Source organism: Arthrobacter sp. StoSoilB22 (genome assembly GCF_019977315.1).
Classification (GTDB): Bacteria; Actinomycetota; Actinomycetes; order Actinomycetales; family Micrococcaceae; genus Arthrobacter.
This window is the reverse complement of the sequence record NZ_AP024652.1, coordinates 585490-603624: the sequence shown is the minus strand read 5'-3', so window position 1 is coordinate 603624 and position 18135 is coordinate 585490. Positions and strand designations below refer to the sequence as shown.

The 18135-nt window shown below is 62.5% G+C and carries 12 protein-coding genes; 4 read left to right on the top strand and 8 right to left on the bottom strand.

Translation table 11 applies throughout. The features are described from left to right. Positions 1–85 precede the first annotated feature (85 nt). Genes LDN70_RS02890 through LDN70_RS02880 form a run of 3 tightly spaced genes read right to left on the bottom strand, consistent with a single transcriptional unit; the run spans position 86 to position 3751 of the window. Positions 86–2296 carry a glycoside hydrolase family 3 N-terminal domain-containing protein gene (locus tag LDN70_RS02890; RefSeq protein ID WP_223941678.1) on the bottom strand — a complete coding sequence of 737 codons (2211 nt, stop codon included), beginning with the start codon at positions 2294–2296 and terminating at the stop codon, positions 86–88. 17 nt (positions 2297–2313) lie between these two features. Beyond that, complete coding sequence (locus LDN70_RS02885; protein ID WP_223941677.1) at positions 2314–2691, bottom strand: C-glycoside deglycosidase beta subunit domain-containing protein; 378 nt, start codon at positions 2689–2691, stop codon at positions 2314–2316. 4 nt (positions 2692–2695) lie between these two features. Continuing rightward, on the bottom strand, positions 2696–3751 hold the full coding sequence (locus tag LDN70_RS02880) for a TIM barrel protein (RefSeq protein ID WP_223941676.1): 1056 nt from the start codon (positions 3749–3751) through the stop codon (positions 2696–2698). 292 nt (positions 3752–4043) lie between these two features. Here LDN70_RS02880 and LDN70_RS02875 point away from each other — a divergent pair, with 292 nt between their 5' ends. Beyond that, positions 4044–5558: a GMC oxidoreductase gene (locus LDN70_RS02875; RefSeq protein WP_223941675.1), complete on the top strand. Its 1515-nt coding sequence runs from the start codon at positions 4044–4046 to the stop codon at positions 5556–5558. A gap of 126 nt (positions 5559–5684) precedes the next feature. Here the strand turns inward: LDN70_RS02875 and LDN70_RS02870 are convergent, their stop codons facing one another. The 4 genes from LDN70_RS02870 to LDN70_RS02855 are packed head-to-tail and all read right to left on the bottom strand — an operon-like array spanning position 5685 to position 10377. Next, positions 5685–7220: a family 43 glycosylhydrolase gene (locus LDN70_RS02870; protein WP_223941674.1), complete on the bottom strand. Its 1536-nt coding sequence runs from the start codon at positions 7218–7220 to the stop codon at positions 5685–5687. Next, positions 7217–8053, bottom strand: coding sequence for a carbohydrate ABC transporter permease (locus LDN70_RS02865; protein ID WP_223941673.1), 837 nt, complete (start codon positions 8051–8053; stop codon positions 7217–7219). The genes LDN70_RS02870 and LDN70_RS02865 overlap by 4 nt, the downstream gene beginning before the upstream one ends. 6 nt (positions 8054–8059) lie before the next feature. Then, positions 8060–9019, bottom strand: coding sequence for a carbohydrate ABC transporter permease (locus LDN70_RS02860; RefSeq protein WP_223941672.1), 960 nt, complete (start codon positions 9017–9019; stop codon positions 8060–8062). A 35-nt stretch (positions 9020–9054) separates the two neighbouring features. After that, complete coding sequence (locus LDN70_RS02855) at positions 9055–10377, bottom strand: ABC transporter substrate-binding protein (protein WP_223941671.1); 1323 nt, start codon at positions 10375–10377, stop codon at positions 9055–9057. Positions 10378–10644: 267 nt separating this feature from the next. Here LDN70_RS02855 and LDN70_RS02850 point away from each other — a divergent pair, with 267 nt between their 5' ends. After that, entirely contained in the window at positions 10645–13944 is a 3300-nt protein-coding gene (locus tag LDN70_RS02850; RefSeq protein WP_223941670.1) for a glycosyl hydrolase, read from the top strand. A gap of 63 nt (positions 13945–14007) precedes the next feature. Here LDN70_RS02850 and LDN70_RS02845 read toward each other — a convergent pair whose 3' ends face one another. Next, positions 14008–15576, bottom strand: a complete 1569-nt coding sequence (locus LDN70_RS02845) for an MFS transporter (RefSeq protein ID WP_223941669.1) — start codon at positions 15574–15576, stop codon at positions 14008–14010. A gap of 253 nt (positions 15577–15829) precedes the next feature. On the opposite strand from LDN70_RS02845, the gene LDN70_RS02840 reads away from it, so the two are divergent. Then, complete coding sequence (locus tag LDN70_RS02840; protein WP_223941668.1) at positions 15830–17044, top strand: flavin reductase family protein; 1215 nt, start codon at positions 15830–15832, stop codon at positions 17042–17044. Between the two features lie 79 nt (positions 17045–17123). Further along, a complete protein-coding gene (locus LDN70_RS02835) occupies positions 17124–18125 on the top strand; it encodes a LysR family transcriptional regulator (protein ID WP_223941667.1) in 1002 nt (333 codons plus the stop codon). Positions 18126–18135 lie beyond the last annotated feature (10 nt).

The following is an 18135-nucleotide window of genomic DNA, read 5'->3' as shown; positions in this document are numbered from 1 at the left end:
GCCAGGAAGGCGCTCACCGTATCCAGTCCCATGGCGTAACCGCCACCGCGGCGGATTTAGTCCCGCGAGCCAACACCGATCCTCCTCAGGACACGCGGAGCTCCACAAGCTGGGTGTGGTCCAGGCCTCCGCCCACATGGACTTCAAAGGACCCGGCCTCTACTGCGTAGTGATCCTGGTTGTCCCAGAAACCGAGGTCCTTCCAGCCCAGCTCGAAAGTCAGTGTTGCGGACTGGCCCGGCCCCAGCGTTGACCTGGTGAAGGAGCGCAGCCGGCGGACAGGCTGGGACAGCGACGCCACCAGGTCCCGGATGAACACCATGGTGACCTCGTCCCCTGCCACGGCCCCGGTGTTCGTGACAGAGACCGACACCTGGACTGATCCGCCTGCCCGGAGGTCCTCCACGGAGATACTGGCCGGTGTCACACTGGGTGCGCCGTACTGGAAGGTGGTGTAACTGAGTCCGTGTCCAAAGGGGAACTGCGGTCCAAGTTCAAGGTCCCTGTACTTGGACGTGTAATGGTCATCCGTGTTCCCTGGACCCATCAACCCAACGTCGTGGGCGCCGCCGTCGATCGTTCCGGAAACTGTGGCCGGACGCCCCGTGTTTTCGTGGTCGTAGTAGATGGGTACCTGGCTGGAAGACCGTGGGAACGTCATAGGCAACCGCCCGCCCGGGTTCACGGCGCCGCTCAGGGCACGGGCCACGGCACGCGGACCCTCCAGCCCCGAGTGCCACGCCTCCAGAAACGCCGGCACGGCATCAATCCACGCAGCGGTCACCAAGGGCCGCCCGTTGAACATGACAACGGCCGACGGCGTACCGGTGGCAGCCACAGCAAGAATCAACTCTTCCTGGGCGCCGGGAAGCCGGAGGTCGCTGCGGGAGTTTGCCTCCCCTGACAACGCCGAGGGTTCTCCGACGGCAACCACGATCGCGTCGAAGTCAGCGGCATCAGCCACGGCCTGGACTATCGATCCGGGGTCGCCGCCAAAAAAGCCCGTGGCGTCCCGCACTGTCAGTTGCCATTCCGGGCACTCTTGCCGGATTGCCTCGGCCAGGGAACCGGCTGGTTCGGCAAAGGACTGGACCCACGCACCGAGGTGGTCGGTGCTGTTGGCATACGGCCCCACAAGGAGTACCCGCTGGCGAGACGGGCCGAGCGGCAGGACGGACTGGTTCTTGAGCAGAACCAGCCCTTTCTCCGCAGTAGCCAGGGCAGCAATCCGGCTCTCGGGAGACGGTGCCGTCACCTCTTGTTCAGGGGCCTTGAAGGGATCGCTAAACAATCCCAGCGCAAGTTTCAGGCGCAAAACCCGCCGGACGGCGTCGTCCACACGGGCCAACGGCACGTCATCCGGCCCAAGGCGGGCGCCGCCGTCGGCCGTTGTCACGTTGCCGCCCATTTCAACGTCCAGGCCAGCAGCAAACGACTGCCCCAGCGCGTCATCAAGGTCATCGGCAATGCCGTGGTCCAGCAGATTGACCACGCCGTCGGCGTCACCCACCACCACACCCTGGAATCCGAACTCCTCTTTCAAAATGGAGGTCAGCAGGTGGTGGTTGGCGTGCGCGGGCCGCCCGGAAACCGTGTTGAATGCCGCCATGACCGTGGCCACGCCGGCGTCGACAGCAGTCCTGAACGGTTCCAGATAGACGTTCCTAAGCCGCTGGCCGGACACATCAACGGTGTTGTAGTCCCGTCCACCCTCCGCCTGCCCGTAGGCCACGAAGTGTTTGGCACACGCCAGCAGGGAGCCAGGATCACCCAACGATTCCCCTTGGTAGCCGCGCACCTTGGCCGCGCCGAACACGCTGTTGACGTAGGTGTCTTCTCCAAAGCCCTCAACCACACGGCCCCAGCGGGGGTCCCGGGAAACATCGATCATGGGCGAGAACGTCCAGTTGACTCCCCCGGAAGCCGCCTCCTGCGCCGTGATGCGGGCATCCAGCTCTGCGGTGGCCGGGTCAAAGCTGGCCGCCTGGGCAAGGGGTACCGGAAAAGTGGTCCGTTGTCCGTGGATCACATCCAACCCCACCAGCAGTGGGATGCCGTGGGGAGTTTCCTCGCGGGCAATTCTCTGCAGCTCATTGGTGGCAGCGGCACTGCGGGGCCAAAAGATGGCACCGATTCCGCCGCGAACCAGCTCCGCAGCATCCTCCAGCCGCGGACGGAAAGCTATTTGAAGTTGGGCAAGCTTCTGTTCCCACGTCATGGATTCCATGAGGCTTTCCAGAAGCTCGTGCTGTGCCGGCGCCAATGTCACCGTGATCCTTTCATTGGTGGTGGACATTGCGCCGGCCACGGCGGTCAGTCCTGGAGTGTTAGTACCTTTTGATCGGCCCCGCCGCCCGGAACGGGCATATAGGAGATCCTCAACCGCTCACGGACAGCCACGGAGTGCTCGCCCAAGCCCAGTCCGCCGGGCTTGTCCACAGCCACTGTTGCGATCTCGCCCATTTCCCAGCGGTCATCAAAGACCCCTGGAAGGTCTGTCAGTTTGTACGTGTTTCCGTGGACGGTCAGGGATACCGCAGAGGCGGGGGCTGTCTCGCCGTCGACCGTGACCTGTACGTCCTCCACCATGGAAAGCCCCAAGCCGCGGTAGTACGGAAGCCGAACGCCAAGCTGGAAGCCGGTGACGTCGTCGCCCTTCACCACGTTGCGGAGCGTGTCTTCAACGATCATGTACTTATCGAACACTGTGACCTCCCTGGGTTGAGGCGCCCGCGGCGACCCCCGCATTTTCAGTGGGCGAGCCTTCGCCGAGCAGGCGCTCAAACATCCGGTGCTGCCGGCGGACCTGCTCCACGCTGTCCACCTCAAAAATGTCCTGGATGTGTCTGTTGCCCTCGTACTCGCTGGAGAGGTAACCCTGGTAGCCACCTTCAATCAGCACCGGAATGATCTTTTCGTAAGGAATGCTGTACTCCACACCCTCATCGGTCATCTCGTAAAACTTGGCCTGGATGTGGTGGATCAGCGGCAGGTGCTCCAACATCCCGCGCGGATCATTCCAGGTGAGGAACGTGGAGAGACGGGCAATGCCCTGCTCCACCGGGTTGGCACCCATGTAGTTGAAGGTGTCCATCAGTCCATGGACATCCCCACGGCTGTTGTACGTTTCCACCGCTAGCTCCACAAAGTGGGGGCGGGCCCCATCACGCAACGCCCGGTCCGACATGACCCGGGGGAAACGTTCAACGAATGTACCCATGTCCGGCATGAACCCCAGGGCCGGAGACTGCAACCGGTGCATGACTTCCAAGTGCCGGATCACCCAAGGGTGCTCGTAGTGAAAGGGCGCGTGTACTTCCAAAAGCAACTTCAGGCCCAGCTTCTCAGCGTAGGAAGCGCAGGCCTCCATGACTTCCGGTGGCGTGTTGATGATGGCGCGGACATTCCGGGCGCCCATCCTCTTGGCGATGTCCAAGTCCTTGCGGACAGACGCCGTCATCTCATCCAGGGTCATGACCCGGCCGGGGTACCGCTTGGTGTCCAGGAAAAGATCCGTGGCCACCGTGGTGGTGCCGTACTGCTGCATCCAGCCATCCCACGTGCGGTAGAAGGCTTCGCCGGGATCCGGATATCCCGTGATGGACTGCTCCGGGATAACCTCGAGTCCTAAAGCGCCTATGGAGGCGGCCTCGCTGACACAGTCCTCCAGGGACATCTTCTTCAGGAAGCATTCTTCCTGGTAGCTGTAGAAACTGACTCCACGCTTGATCTGATGGGCGATATTCAACACCCAGCTCCTCGTGTTTGGCGCGCACTGGTCGCGACATTTCGCACCGACCTACGACGGGCGTAGTCCAACGCTACTGTCGGCTTGCGGCAAATGGCAGTGGAGGCCGGATCAGGAACGCCAATGCCGCTTATCCACAGATCGAATGCCCCACAGGATGTTCCCGGGCACCTGCACCAGCTAGCGTTTCCACCAGGTGCCTGCATCGCCCACCGCGCGCACTGTGCGCTGATGCTCCCGGGCACCGTGCTGCAGGTTCACACGCCGGGCACTGAGTGATCCGCAAAGGATTCCCGTGAAAACCCCACCCATTGAATACGACGTCGTCATTGTTGGCAGCGGTCCCACCGGCTCCGCGTATGCCCGCATCCTCCACGAGGAGGCTCCGCGGCTGCGGGTCCTCATGGTCGAAGCCGGCCCGTCGCTGTCCGAACAACCGGGCCTGCACGTCAAGAACCTGCAGGATCCGCAGGAAAGGGCAGCCGCGCAACTGGCATCGCAAGGACCGGTCACCTCCCTCAGCCCGGAGTCCCCCGTCCCCGGACCGGGACGGCCAGGAACGTTCCTGTTGCGCCCGGACGAGTTCGCTCCCTTAGCGGGAATGCCGGCCGCTGCGATGTCCAGCAACGTTGGTGGCATGGGTGCCCACTGGACCTGCGCTTGCCCCCGACCCGGCGCATCCGAGCGCATCTTTTTCCTGGATGACGGCACGCTGGACGCAGCACTTACCGAGGCCGAACGGCTCCTGTCCGTCACCGCCGGGGCATTCATTGACGCCCCCTTCTCCGCCGAAGTGCGGCGCCTGCTGGAGCATGCGTTTGACCGCACGGGTGCGACCGCCATCCAGCCCATGCCGCTTGCCGTGCAAAAGTATCCGGATGGCACCATCACGTGGTCCGGGACCGACGTCGTTCTTGGCCCGCTGGCTGAACCCGCTACCCGCAGCGACTCCTTTGAGCTCCTTGACCAGACACTGTGCCAACGCGTAACGCTCGACGCCGGACGCGTCACCGGAGTGGAACTGAAGGACCTCACCACCGGAGCCGTCACCCAGGTCCGCGCGCCCGCAGTGGTGGTAGCCGCCGATGCCCTCCGCACACCGCAGCTCCTGTTCGCTTCGGGTGTGCGGCCGCGAGCACTGGGCCGGTACTTGAATGACCAGCCGCAGGTTATCAGCGCTGTCCGTTTGCCGGCCGATGTTGTGGCCGAAGGGGCCCACGCTGCCGGCACCGGGGCTGCCCTGCACAGTGGCGTGTCCTGGGTTCCCTACACGGACGATGAGCCTTTCCACGGCCAGGTGATGCAGCTTGATGCCTCGCCCGTACCACTGGCTGACGACGATCCGGTAGTGCCCGGATCCGTCGTAGGCCTGGGCTGGTTCTGCGCCACGGAAACCGTGGAAGAGAACAGGGTGGAATTCGATGACACCAGCCTGGACCACTACGGAATGCCGCGCATGAGCATCAACTACAACCTCACCTGGAACGACCTGCGGGTCATTGATGAGGCCAAGGACGCCGTGACCCGCGCGGGTAAAGCCCTGGGAACCTTCCTGGACGACAGGCCGCCGTTCCTCCTCCCCGCCGGTTCCTCGCTGCACTACCAGGGCTCGGTGCGGATGGGACAGCACGACGACGGCCGGTCCGTGTGCGGTCCGGACAGCCAGGTCTGGGGTACTGAGGGGCTGTACGTAGCAGGCAATGGCGTGATCCCGACGTCCACCGCCTGCAATCCAACCCTGACGTCCGTGGCGCTCGCAGTCCTGGGAGCACGGTCGCTGGCCCGGTCGCTGGCACGGAGCAGTCAATAGCCGCCGCAGTCAATAGCCGCCGCAGTCAATAGCAATCCAAACCGCACGGCACGTCGTAAGCCGGACCTGGAAAGGCGGGTCCACCATGATTGGTGGGCCCGCCTTTTGTAACTTTGTGGTGGAACGTCAGTCTTCAAGCGCCCGGTAGTGGAAGTTCCTGAACCGCACGTGGCCGGAGCCCGTGGCAAACAGGGCAGGCCGCAGGCTCAGAAGCTCGCCGGCGGTATTGGTGTTGTAGCCGGACATCTCGTACCGCAGCCCGTGGCGGGTCCAGTTGACCCCATCGGTGCTGTAATACTGCGTGACGATGTGTGAATCGTTGACAATGCGGAAGTGGATGGTTGACGACGCCGGAGCCGGTTCCCGCCAATAGGGAATGTTCTTTCCGGCGCGGTAGCTCCGGAGCCGTTCCCCATCATGGCCCATCCCGCAGAACAGCCGGTCACTGTAATAGAGCAGCAGTCCACCTTCGGCGCCACCGGAAAACTCCGCTTCAACGGTGACCTCGTAGCGCCTGTCCCCCACAATGCAGGTCAGCGGAGAACTGTTGGATGGGTCGCTGCCGCTGGCGGCGAGAACCAGGCCGTCGTCCAATGAAACCCGCGAATACTCGTTCTTGCCAGGGGCATGGAACGACCATTGGATACCGAACCGGTCCTCTGCGAAATCGTCCGAAAGCTGAATCCCATGGCTGGTACCGCCTGCGGATGACGTGCTTGGAACAGGTGCCTGCAACGGCCGGGACAGATCCCCGCCCGCCGCCCGGGGCCACCCTTCGCTGTCCCATTCGATGGGCTCCACCAGAGTCTGGCGCCCCAAGGTGCTGAAGCCGTTTTCATAGGCATGGTAAATACTCCACCATTGACCGCGCGGGCCCTCGAAAATCGTGGCGTGCCCTTTGCTCCACCACGGTTCAGAGGCATCCCAGGTACGGATGATGGGGTTGGCAGGGCAGTCTTCCCACGGTCCGTGAATCGAACGGGAGCGGGCCACGGTGACCATGTGCCCTGTGGGCGGACCGGAGGTGCCGCCCACCGCCGTCGTCAGGTAAAACCATTCGCCGCGTCTGGTGAGTTTGGGTCCTTCCAGTGCGTAAGCCTCAGTCACCCAATCATCCGGGTAACGCCAGCCATCGTAGACATGCTCCAGGGGGCCGTCCGTGGACAAGCCGTCCGCACTCAGGCGCACGCGGCTCACGCCACTCAGGAACAGATAGCGGTGGCCGTCCTCCCCCACCACGTGCCCGGGATCGATGTGCCCGTTGATTCCCAGGTTCACCGGTTCGCTCCATGGTCCGGCCATGGATTCGGCGTGAATGACGTAGATCTGGGCTGGAGCGGCCGGATCCGGCGACACGGACGTGGAAATAACGGGAACGTAGATGTAGTACCGGCCATCAACCTTGCACATGTCAGCTGCAAAGACGTTGCCAATGGGGGTGGGCAACGCGGGGCCCAGGGGCCGCCAGTTGAGGAGATCCGTGGAGTGCCAGATGATCAACCCCGGCGTGGACTCAAACGAGGAGAAAGTGAGGTAGTAGTCATCACCGTCCCGAAGGAGGGTGGGATCCGGGTGGTCACCGGCGAACACCGGGTTGATGTAGGTCCCGTCTCCCAAATCAGCGCGGCGTTGACCTTCTGTGACAACTTCGAGCGGGCTCAAGATTTAACCCCTCCAGTAAAGCCTTGGATGAATTTCTTCTGGGCCACCAGGAAGAACGCCAGGATGGGGATCATGGAGATGATGATGGCTGCGAAGATCACGTTCCATTGGGAAACGCTCTCGCCGACGAAGTTGTAGATCACCACCGGCAGGGTAACGGCATCCGAACCGTTGAGGAAGATCAGGCCCGTGAAGAAGTCGTTCCAGACGATGAGTCCGGTGAAGATCGCCACCGTACCTGTGGCTGGCGACAGCAGGGGAAAGATGATCTTCCGGAAAACCGTGAAGCGGGAGGCCCCATCGATTTGGGCAGCTTCCTCATAATCCCTGGCGATGCCGTTGGTGAATCCCATGTACAAAAAGATGGAGATGGGCAGCAGGGCACCGGCGTACATGATGATGGTCCCTGCGTGGGTGCCCACCAGGCCAACGTTCCGCATGCCCACGTAGATGGGGATGATGGCAGCTTGGGCCGGCAAAACCATGGTGACCAGGATCAGTCCCATGGCAGCTTTGCTCAGCTTGCCCGTCCTGCGGCTCAACGTGTAAGCCGAGATTGATCCCACGGCCACCAGCACCAGAACGCTGCCGGCGGTGATGATGATGCTGTTGAGCATTCCATCCATCAACGTTGCCTGGCGACCGCCACGAATGGCTTGTCCAAACGCGTCAAGGGTGGGGTTGGTGACCAGCTGCATGGCCGACGTCGTCAGGGCGTCGTTGCCGTTTTTCAATGCCAGATTGATGAGGAAATAGAACGGCAGCAGGAAGATCAGGGCAACCAGGATCAGCAGTGCCTCGCGGAGCAAGGTCTTCTTCGTATAACGGAACATGATCGGTCAGCCTTTGGAACTCGTACGGAGGAGGAGGCGCTGGGCCACCGTGAGGATGATAATGATCACGGACATGACCAATGCGAGTGCGGCACCGAAGCCGAACCGGCCCATCACGAACGTCTCTTTATAGATGGTGACGGCGAGGGTTTCCGAGGCACCGTAAGGCCCGCCACCGGTGAGGGCCTGGATCTGGTCAAAGACACGCAGTCCATTGATCAGCATGAGAGTCATGGCAATCACCACGGACGGCATGATGGCCGGCAGGACCACGTAGTTGAACCTCTGCCACAGGCTGGCTCCATCAAGGGAGGCTGCCTCTTCGAGTTCAGGGGAAACCGTTGCCAGGCCGGCCAGGTACATGACCATGACCAGACCAACGTTCTGCCACACCATGACGATGATGATCGCCGGCAGCACCGTGGTCGGGTCACCCAGCCATGTCCGTTGCAGGGACTCCAATCCGACCGAACGGAGGACTTCGTTCATGGGGCCGTCTTGTTCAAAGATGAACTTCCAAATATAGGAAGTTGCCAGTGAACTGAGCACCACTGGGGCGAAAATCAACGTGCGGATGACATTGCGCGACTTCACCGTCCGGTTAAGGCCCAGTGCAAGCAGCAAGCCCAGGACATTTGTGAGAACCACAAACGAGATACCGATGATGAAAGTGTTGATCAACGCCGCAGTGGTGGGTCCTCCATCGGCTATTGCCGCGAAGTTCTCCCAGCCCACAAACTTCCACTTTCCCAAGCCTTTCCAGTTGGTGAAGGCAAAGAAGCCTCCAATGGCGCTGGGGGCGTAGTGGATGAGCACCAGTGCCAGGAGTGCGGGGGTGAACCACCACCACGTTGCGAAGCGACGCTCGGTGTTGCGGTCACCTTTGCGGCTGTTCTGTTTGCTGGGGCGGGGCTGGCGCCCGGTGACCCGGGCGCTCTCCGCTTTCTGCTCAAGTTGTGCGGTCATGGGAGGTTCTTCCAATCAGGGTTCGACGCCGTGGGCTAGGCGCCGCGGTCGTACTGCTCGTCCATGGTCTTCAGAACCTGGTCAGGGGTTGCCTGCCCGGTCAAGAGTCCCTGGATACCGGTGCCGAGCGAGTCGTAAACGCCGCTGTTGGGCCAGAGGTAGTTGGGCTGGGAGACGATCTTCTTCTCCGGCTCCGAGAAGTACGGTTCCAACGTTGGGAACTGTTCAGGTACCGTACTGGAAATCGCCGAGGTAACGGAAACGTTTCCGTTGGCCTTGGCCAATGCGTCCTGGTTGGCAGGCTGGGCCAGGAATTCAAGGAATTTGAGGGTGGAACCCTTGTGCTTGCCGGCGGCATTGACGGCCAGGGCGTTGCCAGGGCTTGCGATCAACCGGCTGTCCTCGGCCTTCTCACCCGGGAGAACGGCTACATCGAAAGAACCGTCCTTGACCTGGGCCCGGAGTGCAGCAACAGCACCTGCCGGAGCGAACGCTGCGGCTACCTTGCCCTGGGCTACCGACGGGAAGAGCTGGTCAAAGCCAGCACCCGCTGCGCCGTCCTGGTAGCAACCGGCGTCCTTGAACTTCACAATCTGCTCCAGCACCTTCTTCCAATCGGAGTCGGCGAAGGTGGTTTCCTTCTTGGCGCGCTTGGCGTCCCACTGCGGATCCTTGGCGTAAACAAGTGAGGCAGCAAGCTGCATCGCCTGCAGGCCAGTATTGGCTCCCGAAGTTCCTGCTACTGCAAAGTACGACTTGCCGGCTGCCCGTACGGTTTTGCACTGGGTGACCAGCTCATCCAGGGTTGTGGGTTCCTGGAGGCCGAGCTGCTTCAAAACGCCCGTGTTCTGCAACATGGTGATAGGTGCGAGGTCGGCAGGAACGGCAAAGACCTTGTCGTCGTCGTAGTACAGGTTCTTGGCCGAAGCGGGAATCGCATCCGCGGCCCACTTCTGGTCCGTCAGGTCCTGCAGGTAGCCGGCCTCGGCCAGCGACGCGAACGACTGGTTGTTGCCACGTCCTGCCGTGACGTAGAAGATGTCAGGAGCATTGCCTGCCTGGAGTTGGGTCCGCATGGTCTGCCCATGCTGGTCGTTGGGCGACTCAACCAGTTTGACCGTGATGTTCGGGTTCTTCGCTTTGAAGGCGTCAATCAATGTCAGGTAAGGATTTCCTGCGCCGCCACCGGTGAAGGCGGGGGTCGCGAGGGTGATCTCAACCGGGCCGGTCTCTTCTGCGATGGGTGCGTTGCTGTTCGCATCGCCCCCACCGCAGGCGCTCAGCGCCAATGCGGTGACGGATGCCAGCGCTGCAACGGAGAGGAACCTCCGGCCAGCGGGACTTGGTGTTTTCTTCACGATGGGGCCTTTCATGACGTCGTTGTCCTGACCATCAAAAATGATCAGTGGATTCGAGCCTTGCGTCAGTTTGTGTTTCCTGGATCACAAGCTGGCTCCTGTCATTCAAGGTAGGTCAGGTCAGAGCGGCCATGGAAATAGTTATCGTCTATGCTCACCATCTTCTCTCTGCATGCCTGTTTCCTCCCACAGGTAATCAGCCGCCTCTAGGCTGAAACAGCACGCTCCGGCCCAAGCCGGTTCCTCAACCCACCTAAGGATGTTTCCGTGAGCGACGACGCCACGCCCGCCCAACCTGCCACCGATTCCCTCTTTGCCGGATTTGTTGATCCGCCCCGTTCCGCACGCGCCAGGGTGTGGTGGCATTGGATGGACGGGAACATCGACCCGGCGGGGATCGTCAAGGACCTGGAGTGGCTTGCAGCATCCGGCGCCGGCGGGGTCCAGGCCTTCACAGGTTCCATGGGGATCCCCCAGTACACCCGGGAGCGCGTGACTTTCCGTTCCCCGGAATGGCAGGCAGCCATCTCCTGCGCGGCTTCCACTTCCACCAGTCTGGGGCTGGAGTTGGCGGTGGCTACCTCCGCGGGTTGGAGTGCCACGGGTGGGCCTTGGGTGGCTCCGCACGCCGGCATGAAAAAGCTCGTCTGGAGCACCACCGGGGTGACCGCCGGTCAGCCGGACCTCCCAAGGTTGGCTGAACCGCCGTCGACGTCCGGCCCCTTCCAGGACGTGCCTTTCGGAGCCATCCGCAATGATCCCGTGGGCGTTCCGGACTTCTACGACGACGTCGCGGTGCTGGCTTTTCCACGCAGGGACGGCCACTTCCCACTGAAGCCCACGCGCATCCGCGCCAGTGGTAGCGCGGCCGGTGGCCGGACTCCGGAATCACTGGCCGACGGAAGTTTCTGGCCAACTGCGACCATTGACGCCAGCTCGGGCGCCGCCTGGGTGATGGCTGAATTCGAGCAGCCAACACCCGTTTCCTCCGTCCGGGTGGGCCTGCCGGCCTCGCGGGGTTTCGCTGCTGCTCCGGCACCAAAGGCTTACCTGGAAGCCAGCCCTGACGGCATCACGTTCAGCAAGGTGTCCGATCTTCCAGCCTCCGGGTCGCCTGTCCGGTCCGCGAGTTTCCCCACCATCACGGCACGCTTCTTCCGGCTGGTTCTGGGGACCGGGAAAGGCCGCGAATTCCCTCTGACGTCAGGAATCAGGCCGCTGCCGTTGGCCCTTCCCGGAGACACTGAGACATTCAGGATCTCGGCATTCCAACTGTTTGCCGGAGCGCGCGTGGCCAGGTCGGAGGAAAAGGCCGGTTACGCTCCGGTACCGGACTTTTACGCGCTCGACGGCGGCATTTGCGAGACGTCCGACGCCGTCCAGCCGCAGGACATCATTGATGTCTCCGAGTTCCTTGGGCCCGACGGCGTTCTGGACTGGCGGCCGGACAGCGGGGAATGGACCCTTCTGCGATTCGGTTATTCGCTGACCGGCCACCTCAACGCCCCCGCACCCGTTGACGCCACCGGTTTGGAAGTGGACAAGCTGGACGCGGACTTGGTGGACGGCTATTTCAGCGATTACCTGGGCTTCTTCGAAGAAGCCCTGGGCAGCAACTTGGCAGGGGTCTCGGCGCTGCTCAGTGACAGCATCGAATCAGGCCCACAGAACTGGACGCGGGCCATGCGGGCCGAGTTCATGAAGCACCGCGGCTACGATCTGCTCCCGTGGCTTCCTGCCGTGAGCGGCATCATTGTGGGCAGCCCGGAACAAAGCGACGCTTTCCTGTGGGACCTCCGGAAGACCATTTCCGATCTCCTCGCCGAAAACCACTACAGAACCATCGCGGGAATCGCCCGGGAGCGCGGCCTGAAATACTACGCCGAAGCCTTGGAGGACCACCGTCCGCAGCTTGGCGACGACGTCGAAATGCGTTCCCATGCCGATGTCCCCATGGGTGCCATGTGGTGCTACGAGCCGGACGACGGGCCGCAGGCCACCTACGTTGCCGATCTCCGGGGCGCCGCGTCCGTTTCCCACGTGTATGGAAAGGCTGCCACGGGGGCTGAGTCCATGAGCGCCTTCGGCAAGCCCTTCAGGTTCACGCCGCGAACTCTCAAGCCCATTGTGGACATGGAGTTTGCGTTGGGGGTCAACCTCCTGAACATCCATACCTCACCCCATCAGCCCGAAGCCGTTCCCAAGCCCGGAATCACGTTGTCCCCATACCTGGGGCAGTCCTTCACGCGGAACGAAACCTGGGCGCACGCGGCGAAGCCCTGGCTCGATTACCTTGGCCGGTGCAGCTACCTGTTGCAGCAGGGTACCTACGCGGCGGACATCGCCTATTTCTACGGTGAGGAAGCACCCGTCACCGGCATCTTTGGCGATGCCGCCCCGGAAGTCCCGGACGGGTACGGCTTCGATTTCATCAATCTGGACGGGTTGCTGAACCACCTCACAGTGAACCCCGACGGCGGCCTGCTCACCACGGGCGGCACCACCTACCGCCTGCTGTATCTCGGAGGGTCCAGCCACCGGATGACACTTCGGGCTGTTCGGCGACTTACAGAACTGCTCGACGACGGAGCCCTCGTGGCCGGATGGCGTCCCGAACGCTCTCCCAGTCAAAGCGACGATCCCGCCGAGTGGAGTGCCGCCGTCGAGCGTCTTTGGGGTGGGCATCCTGGATTGATTGACCTCGCAGGGATGGCTGCAGCGGATGGTCTGTCCACTGCCCTGGCCCGGGCAGGGGTGGAGCCCGACTGGGTTCTGGTGGCCGCGGCTTCGGCGAACCTGCCCGTCATCCACCGGCAGTTGCCGGATGCAGAACTGTATTTCATCAGCAACCAGCGCGAGCGTCCCGAACACGTCAGCGCTTCCTTTAGGGGTGAGGCAACTGCAGCGGAATGGTGGGACCCTGTGAGTGCCTCCCGAACGCCCCTCGTTTTGAGGTCGGAGGCCGGAAGGAGCGCGGTGGACCTTCACTTGGAAGCGTTCGGCTCGGCGTTCATTCTGCTGCACAGGACCGGCGGCGGTTCGGAAGGCACCCCTGCACGGCGCAGTGACATTGCCGCTGCCCATGCGCTGGAGGGCCCTTGGGATCTGACCTTCGACGGCGATGGCCAGGCTCCGGCGAGTCTCGTTTTGCCGGCGGCCGCGCCGTGGGCAGGACCCGGCTCGGGCACCCATGACGCCGACGTGTCCCGCTTTTCCGGGACAGGAACGTACCGCCACGAATTCACGTCAGACGGATTGCTGCCTACTCCGGACACTCGCCTGGTCCTGGACTTGGGCGGGGTGAGTGAACTGGCTGAGGTCAGGGTCAACGGCAGTGCCGTGGGCACCCTGTGGACCTATCCGTTCCGCCTTGACGTGACGGACGCGATCCGGGCCGGCCGCAATGTGGTTGAAATAGCAGTGACCAACACGTGGTGGAACAGGCTGGCCGGCGACGCCGCCGAAGGGGCTTACACCCGCCCTGCGGCATCCATTTTCGAGCCGGATGCACCCACCATTCCTGCTGGCCTTCGCGGGCCGGTGCGATTGCTGGTCTTGGACGACTGACCCGGCAAGGCCAAAGGAACGCCCGTTACCCCGCCGCTCAAAGTGGCGGAGTAACGGGCGCTGCTATTTCAGGTCCTTATGATCTGCCAAACGTTGCTCCGGCATGAAGACGGACAGCAACACACCGACGGCGAAGATGCAGGCCAGCAATCCGAAAATCGGCAGGAACGCATCGGTGTAGATGACCGCCACCCCGGACTGCAGCGCAGCCGGCAACTGCTGGACGGACTGTGGATCAGTAACGGTGGACGGCGGTAAGCCCAGCGTGTTCTCTGCCGCGCCCCGCGCCAGCATGGTTGCGAAGAGACCGCCGAACACCGCCGTGCCCACGGTGACGCCGAGTTCACGAAGGTAGCCGAGTGAGGCGGTGACGCTGCCCACCACGGAGTGCGGCATGGCATTTTGTGCCGCCACAACGGTGATCTGCATGAAGCTGCCCACGGCCAATCCCAACAGTACCAACAGGAGCCCCACCACCGGCAGCGGGGTGCCGGGCTGCAGGAGCCTGAGGCCAATGGCAGCTGCAACGGCCAGTGCCGAACCGGCCAGCGGAAAGATCTTGTACCTCCCTGTGCGGCTGACAAGCCATCCGGTGAGATTGGTTGACACCATCATTCCCAGGACCATGGGCAGGAGAATCATTCCGGCCACGGAAGCCGAGGTGGAGTACACCATCTGCACGTAGCTGGGGAGGTAGGCCACCACGCTGAACAAGCCGGCCCCAATAACCAGGCCCAGGCCTGCCGCGTTGACGACGGGCCAGCTCTTGAACATTTTCATAGGGATCAGCGGGTGCTTGGATCTGATCTCCACCACCACAAAGAGCACACCGGAAACGGCCGCCACGGCACCGATCGCCCAGAGAATCCCCGCAGCGATATCCGGCTCCGTACCCAGTGAAATCACCGCTACCAATGAACAGGTGAAGACCACCATCAGGAGGGTGCCGGGCCAATCCACACCGCCCGAGCCCCGGACGGTCTTCAGGCGCCGAAGCGAGAACGCCATAGCCAGGGCCAACAAGCCTACGGGGAGGTTGATCCAGAACACCCAGCGCCACCCAACAGTGTCAGTAATGGCGCCGCCAACCAAAGGGCTGATCACTGTGGCAATACCAAAAACCGAGCCCAGGGGGCCGAGGAATTTGGCTCTCTGCCGTGGCGGGACAAGGTCGGCGATGATGGCCGGCGGAAGCACTCCGAGCCCGGCTCCCCCCAAACCCTGGATGCCGCGGAACAGGGAGAGTTGGACCATGTCCTGCGCGAAACCGCACAGGACGGAAGCCCCCAGGAAAATGGTGAGGGCCACCATCAGGAGGATCGGCCGGCCGTACCTGTCCCCCAAGCGGCCGTAGACGGGCATGCCAACGGTCATGGCCAGGGTGTAGGCAGTGATGATCCACGCCATGTGGCGCGCTCCGTCCAACTCGCCCACCACGGTGGGCAGGGCCGTGGCCACTATGGTGTGGTCCAGGGCTCCCAGCAACACGATGATCAGCAATGCGGCGTAGAGCGGTCCGATCCGGACCTTGGATGGCTCCGGGGCTGCGGCATCAGGGGCAACTGCATCAGGGGCAGGAGAAACCCCCACATCCTCCGGGCTGATGGGTGGGGACAAGTGTGAACGGCGCACCGCAACCTCGTTCTGGGAGAGCCAGCAAAGGTGGCTCGATACCGGCCAAATGCGCGCCCGGGAGAACGTTGACCCCCAACCGACGGGCCCAAAGGGCCCCGGTACCGCAACGAATCTATCACCGCCGCTGACCGCAATGCCTGGGCCTGCAGCATTGGAATTCGCGATACTCCGCATACCCCGGAACTATTTCCGCACCCGCCCGTCCCCCGCGTTTACTGGAGGAAATCTCAACGAAGAGGAGAGCAAAGAGATGGCACAGAGCATCCGCGCTTCCACCGCAGAAAACCAGGACACCAGCCCCGAAAACGCGGCGTGGTTCCGCTACGTCCTGGGCCAGTATCCCACCGGCGTCACCTTGATCACCGCCGCACCCGAGGACGAGCAGCCGGCGGGAATGGTGGTGGGCACGTTCAGCTCCGTCTCTCTGGATCCCCCGTTGGTGGCGTTCATGCCTGACGTCCGTTCCACGAGTTGGCCCAAGATCCGCGAGACGGGCTCTTTCTGCGCCAACGTCCTGACCGCCGGACAGCAGGACGTTTGCCGTGCGTTCTCCCGCAAAGCGGAGGATCGTTTCACGGCCAACCAGTGGGGCGATACTCCTTCCGGCAGCCCACGGCTTGAAGGAGCGGCGGCTTGGATCGATTGCGACATTGAGGACGTCATCCGTTCCGGAGACCACGACATCGTGATCGGCCGCGTCAAGGCATTGGGGGTTGGATCTTCCAAAGAACTGCCCCTCCTTTTCCTCCGGGGTGGGTACGGCTCGTTCACCATCCCCTCCATCGTTTCGCCGGCCACTGCGCTGACCCGGCACGTCAAGGCCGCGGATGCTGCGCGTCCGGTCATCGAAGCCTTGGCGGATGCTTTGAAGCTTGAGGTCCTGGTGAGCGGAGTTGTTGACGATTCCGTCGTTGTCCTGACGGCCGCCGGGGTTGACAGCTCACCCGGTGGTTCACCTTCACGGGTGGGAGTCTCCTTTGGCCTGGCCGCTCCGCTGGCTCCGCTGCATGTGGCCTGGGCGGGGGACGCTGCGGAAAAGCGTTGGATCGACAACGCCCGTGACGTGGTGGGTGAGGTTGATGCCACCCTTGCGCATGCCGAGCTGGAGCAAGTCCGTTCCCTGGGCTATGCCGTCTCCGTGGATGTAGGCGCCGCAGCTGAGTTTGAACGAATTGTCCACGTGCCCAGCGACACCGCGGCACCCGATCTCAGCGGCGTGCTTCCCCTTCTGATCGAAAGGGCAGCATCTTCCGGGCCTGCTGCTTTGGATGATCCTGCGGGGGTCACGTCCCTGCACGCCCCCGTCTTCGATACGGATGGGCAAGTGGCAGTGACGCTTACTGTCAACGGATTCACGGGCAGTGAACCACTATCACGCCTGGAAGAATGCCGCGATCACTTGATCACGGCGGCACAGTCGATCACCGATGCGATCGGAGGTGTTCACCCGGCCCAGGTTTCCTAGACCGGAGGCAGCTATTGACCTTGGATGTGACGCGCCTCATAATTAGTATCAGTATTCTAATTCGGATTAGGAGAATCCCATGGTCAACCTACTGACTGCCGATCTCAACCTTTTGGTTGCCCTCGACGCTTTGCTGATGGAGCGAAACGTCACCCGGGCGGGGGCCAGGATCGGCATCAGCCAACCGGCCATGAGCTCGTCCCTGCAGAGGCTGCGCCGGCAATTTGATGATCAGCTGCTAACGCGGATCGGCTCGGCATATGAGCTCACTCCCCTGGCACAGGTCCTCAAGGAGGACGTTTCGCAGATCCTCCGGATGGTTGAACGCACCTTTGATGCGCAGGCCGTCTTTGACCCGGCACTCTCAACCCGCAGCTTCCGGATCGTGACGTCCGACTATTGCCTGACGGCTTTGTCCGGGACGTTGATGAACATGCTCCAAAAGGAGGCGCCGGGGGTGCAAGTGCATTTCGATGCCGTCACACCCCAAGCCGTGGAACGCATCAAGGAGACCCTTCAGACGGCGGATCTCATGCTCATACCCAAAGGGCACTTTTCCGGTTTCCCGCACACGGAGTTGTTCACGGACAACTGGGTGTGCGTCACGGGAGACACCTCGGCGGAAGAGACTCTGACGGTTGAAGAAATGCGTGACGCACGCTGGGCCAGGTTATTCGGCACCGAAGTTGACTCAACGCTGGCTGATCGCCGGGTCTATGACCTTCAGCTGGGGGAAAAGACGGACATCATTGTTGACAGCTTCCTCATGCTGCCTTTTGCAGTAGCAGGGACGTCACGGCTTGCCTTGGTTCAGGAACGGCTCGCCCGGATGCTCGCTTCGGTGGCCGGCGTCAAGATCATGCAGCTTCCCATCAGCCTCCCCACTTTGGTGGAGTGCGCCTGGTGGCATCCCTCCAAGTCCCCGGACCCGGGGCACCAGTGGTTCCGCCGGCTTGTTGCCCGGGCGGCCGCAGAGCTGGACGGCCCTATGGAGCCGGCCGCCCCGGGGCCCATTCATATCTCAGAACCATCCGAGGCAGAACGCACTGGGCCGCTGACGGCCCAACGCATTTCCGCCTGACACACTCAAA

Coding starts and splice junctions, on each gene's coding strand:
- LDN70_RS02890 (WP_223941678.1), bottom strand. CDS start 2,296: ATGTCCACCACCAATGAAAGGATCACGGTGACATTGGCGCCGGCACAG.
- LDN70_RS02885 (WP_223941677.1), bottom strand. CDS start 2,691: ATGATCGTTGAAGACACGCTCCGCAACGTGGTGAAGGGCGACGACGTC.
- LDN70_RS02865 (WP_223941673.1), bottom strand. CDS start 8,053: ATGTTCCGTTATACGAAGAAGACCTTGCTCCGCGAGGCACTGCTGATC.
- LDN70_RS02860 (WP_223941672.1), bottom strand. CDS start 9,019: ATGACCGCACAACTTGAGCAGAAAGCGGAGAGCGCCCGGGTCACCGGG.
- LDN70_RS02840 (WP_223941668.1), top strand. CDS start 15,830: ATGGCACAGAGCATCCGCGCTTCCACCGCAGAAAACCAGGACACCAGC.
- LDN70_RS02835 (WP_223941667.1), top strand. CDS start 17,124: ATGGTCAACCTACTGACTGCCGATCTCAACCTTTTGGTTGCCCTCGAC.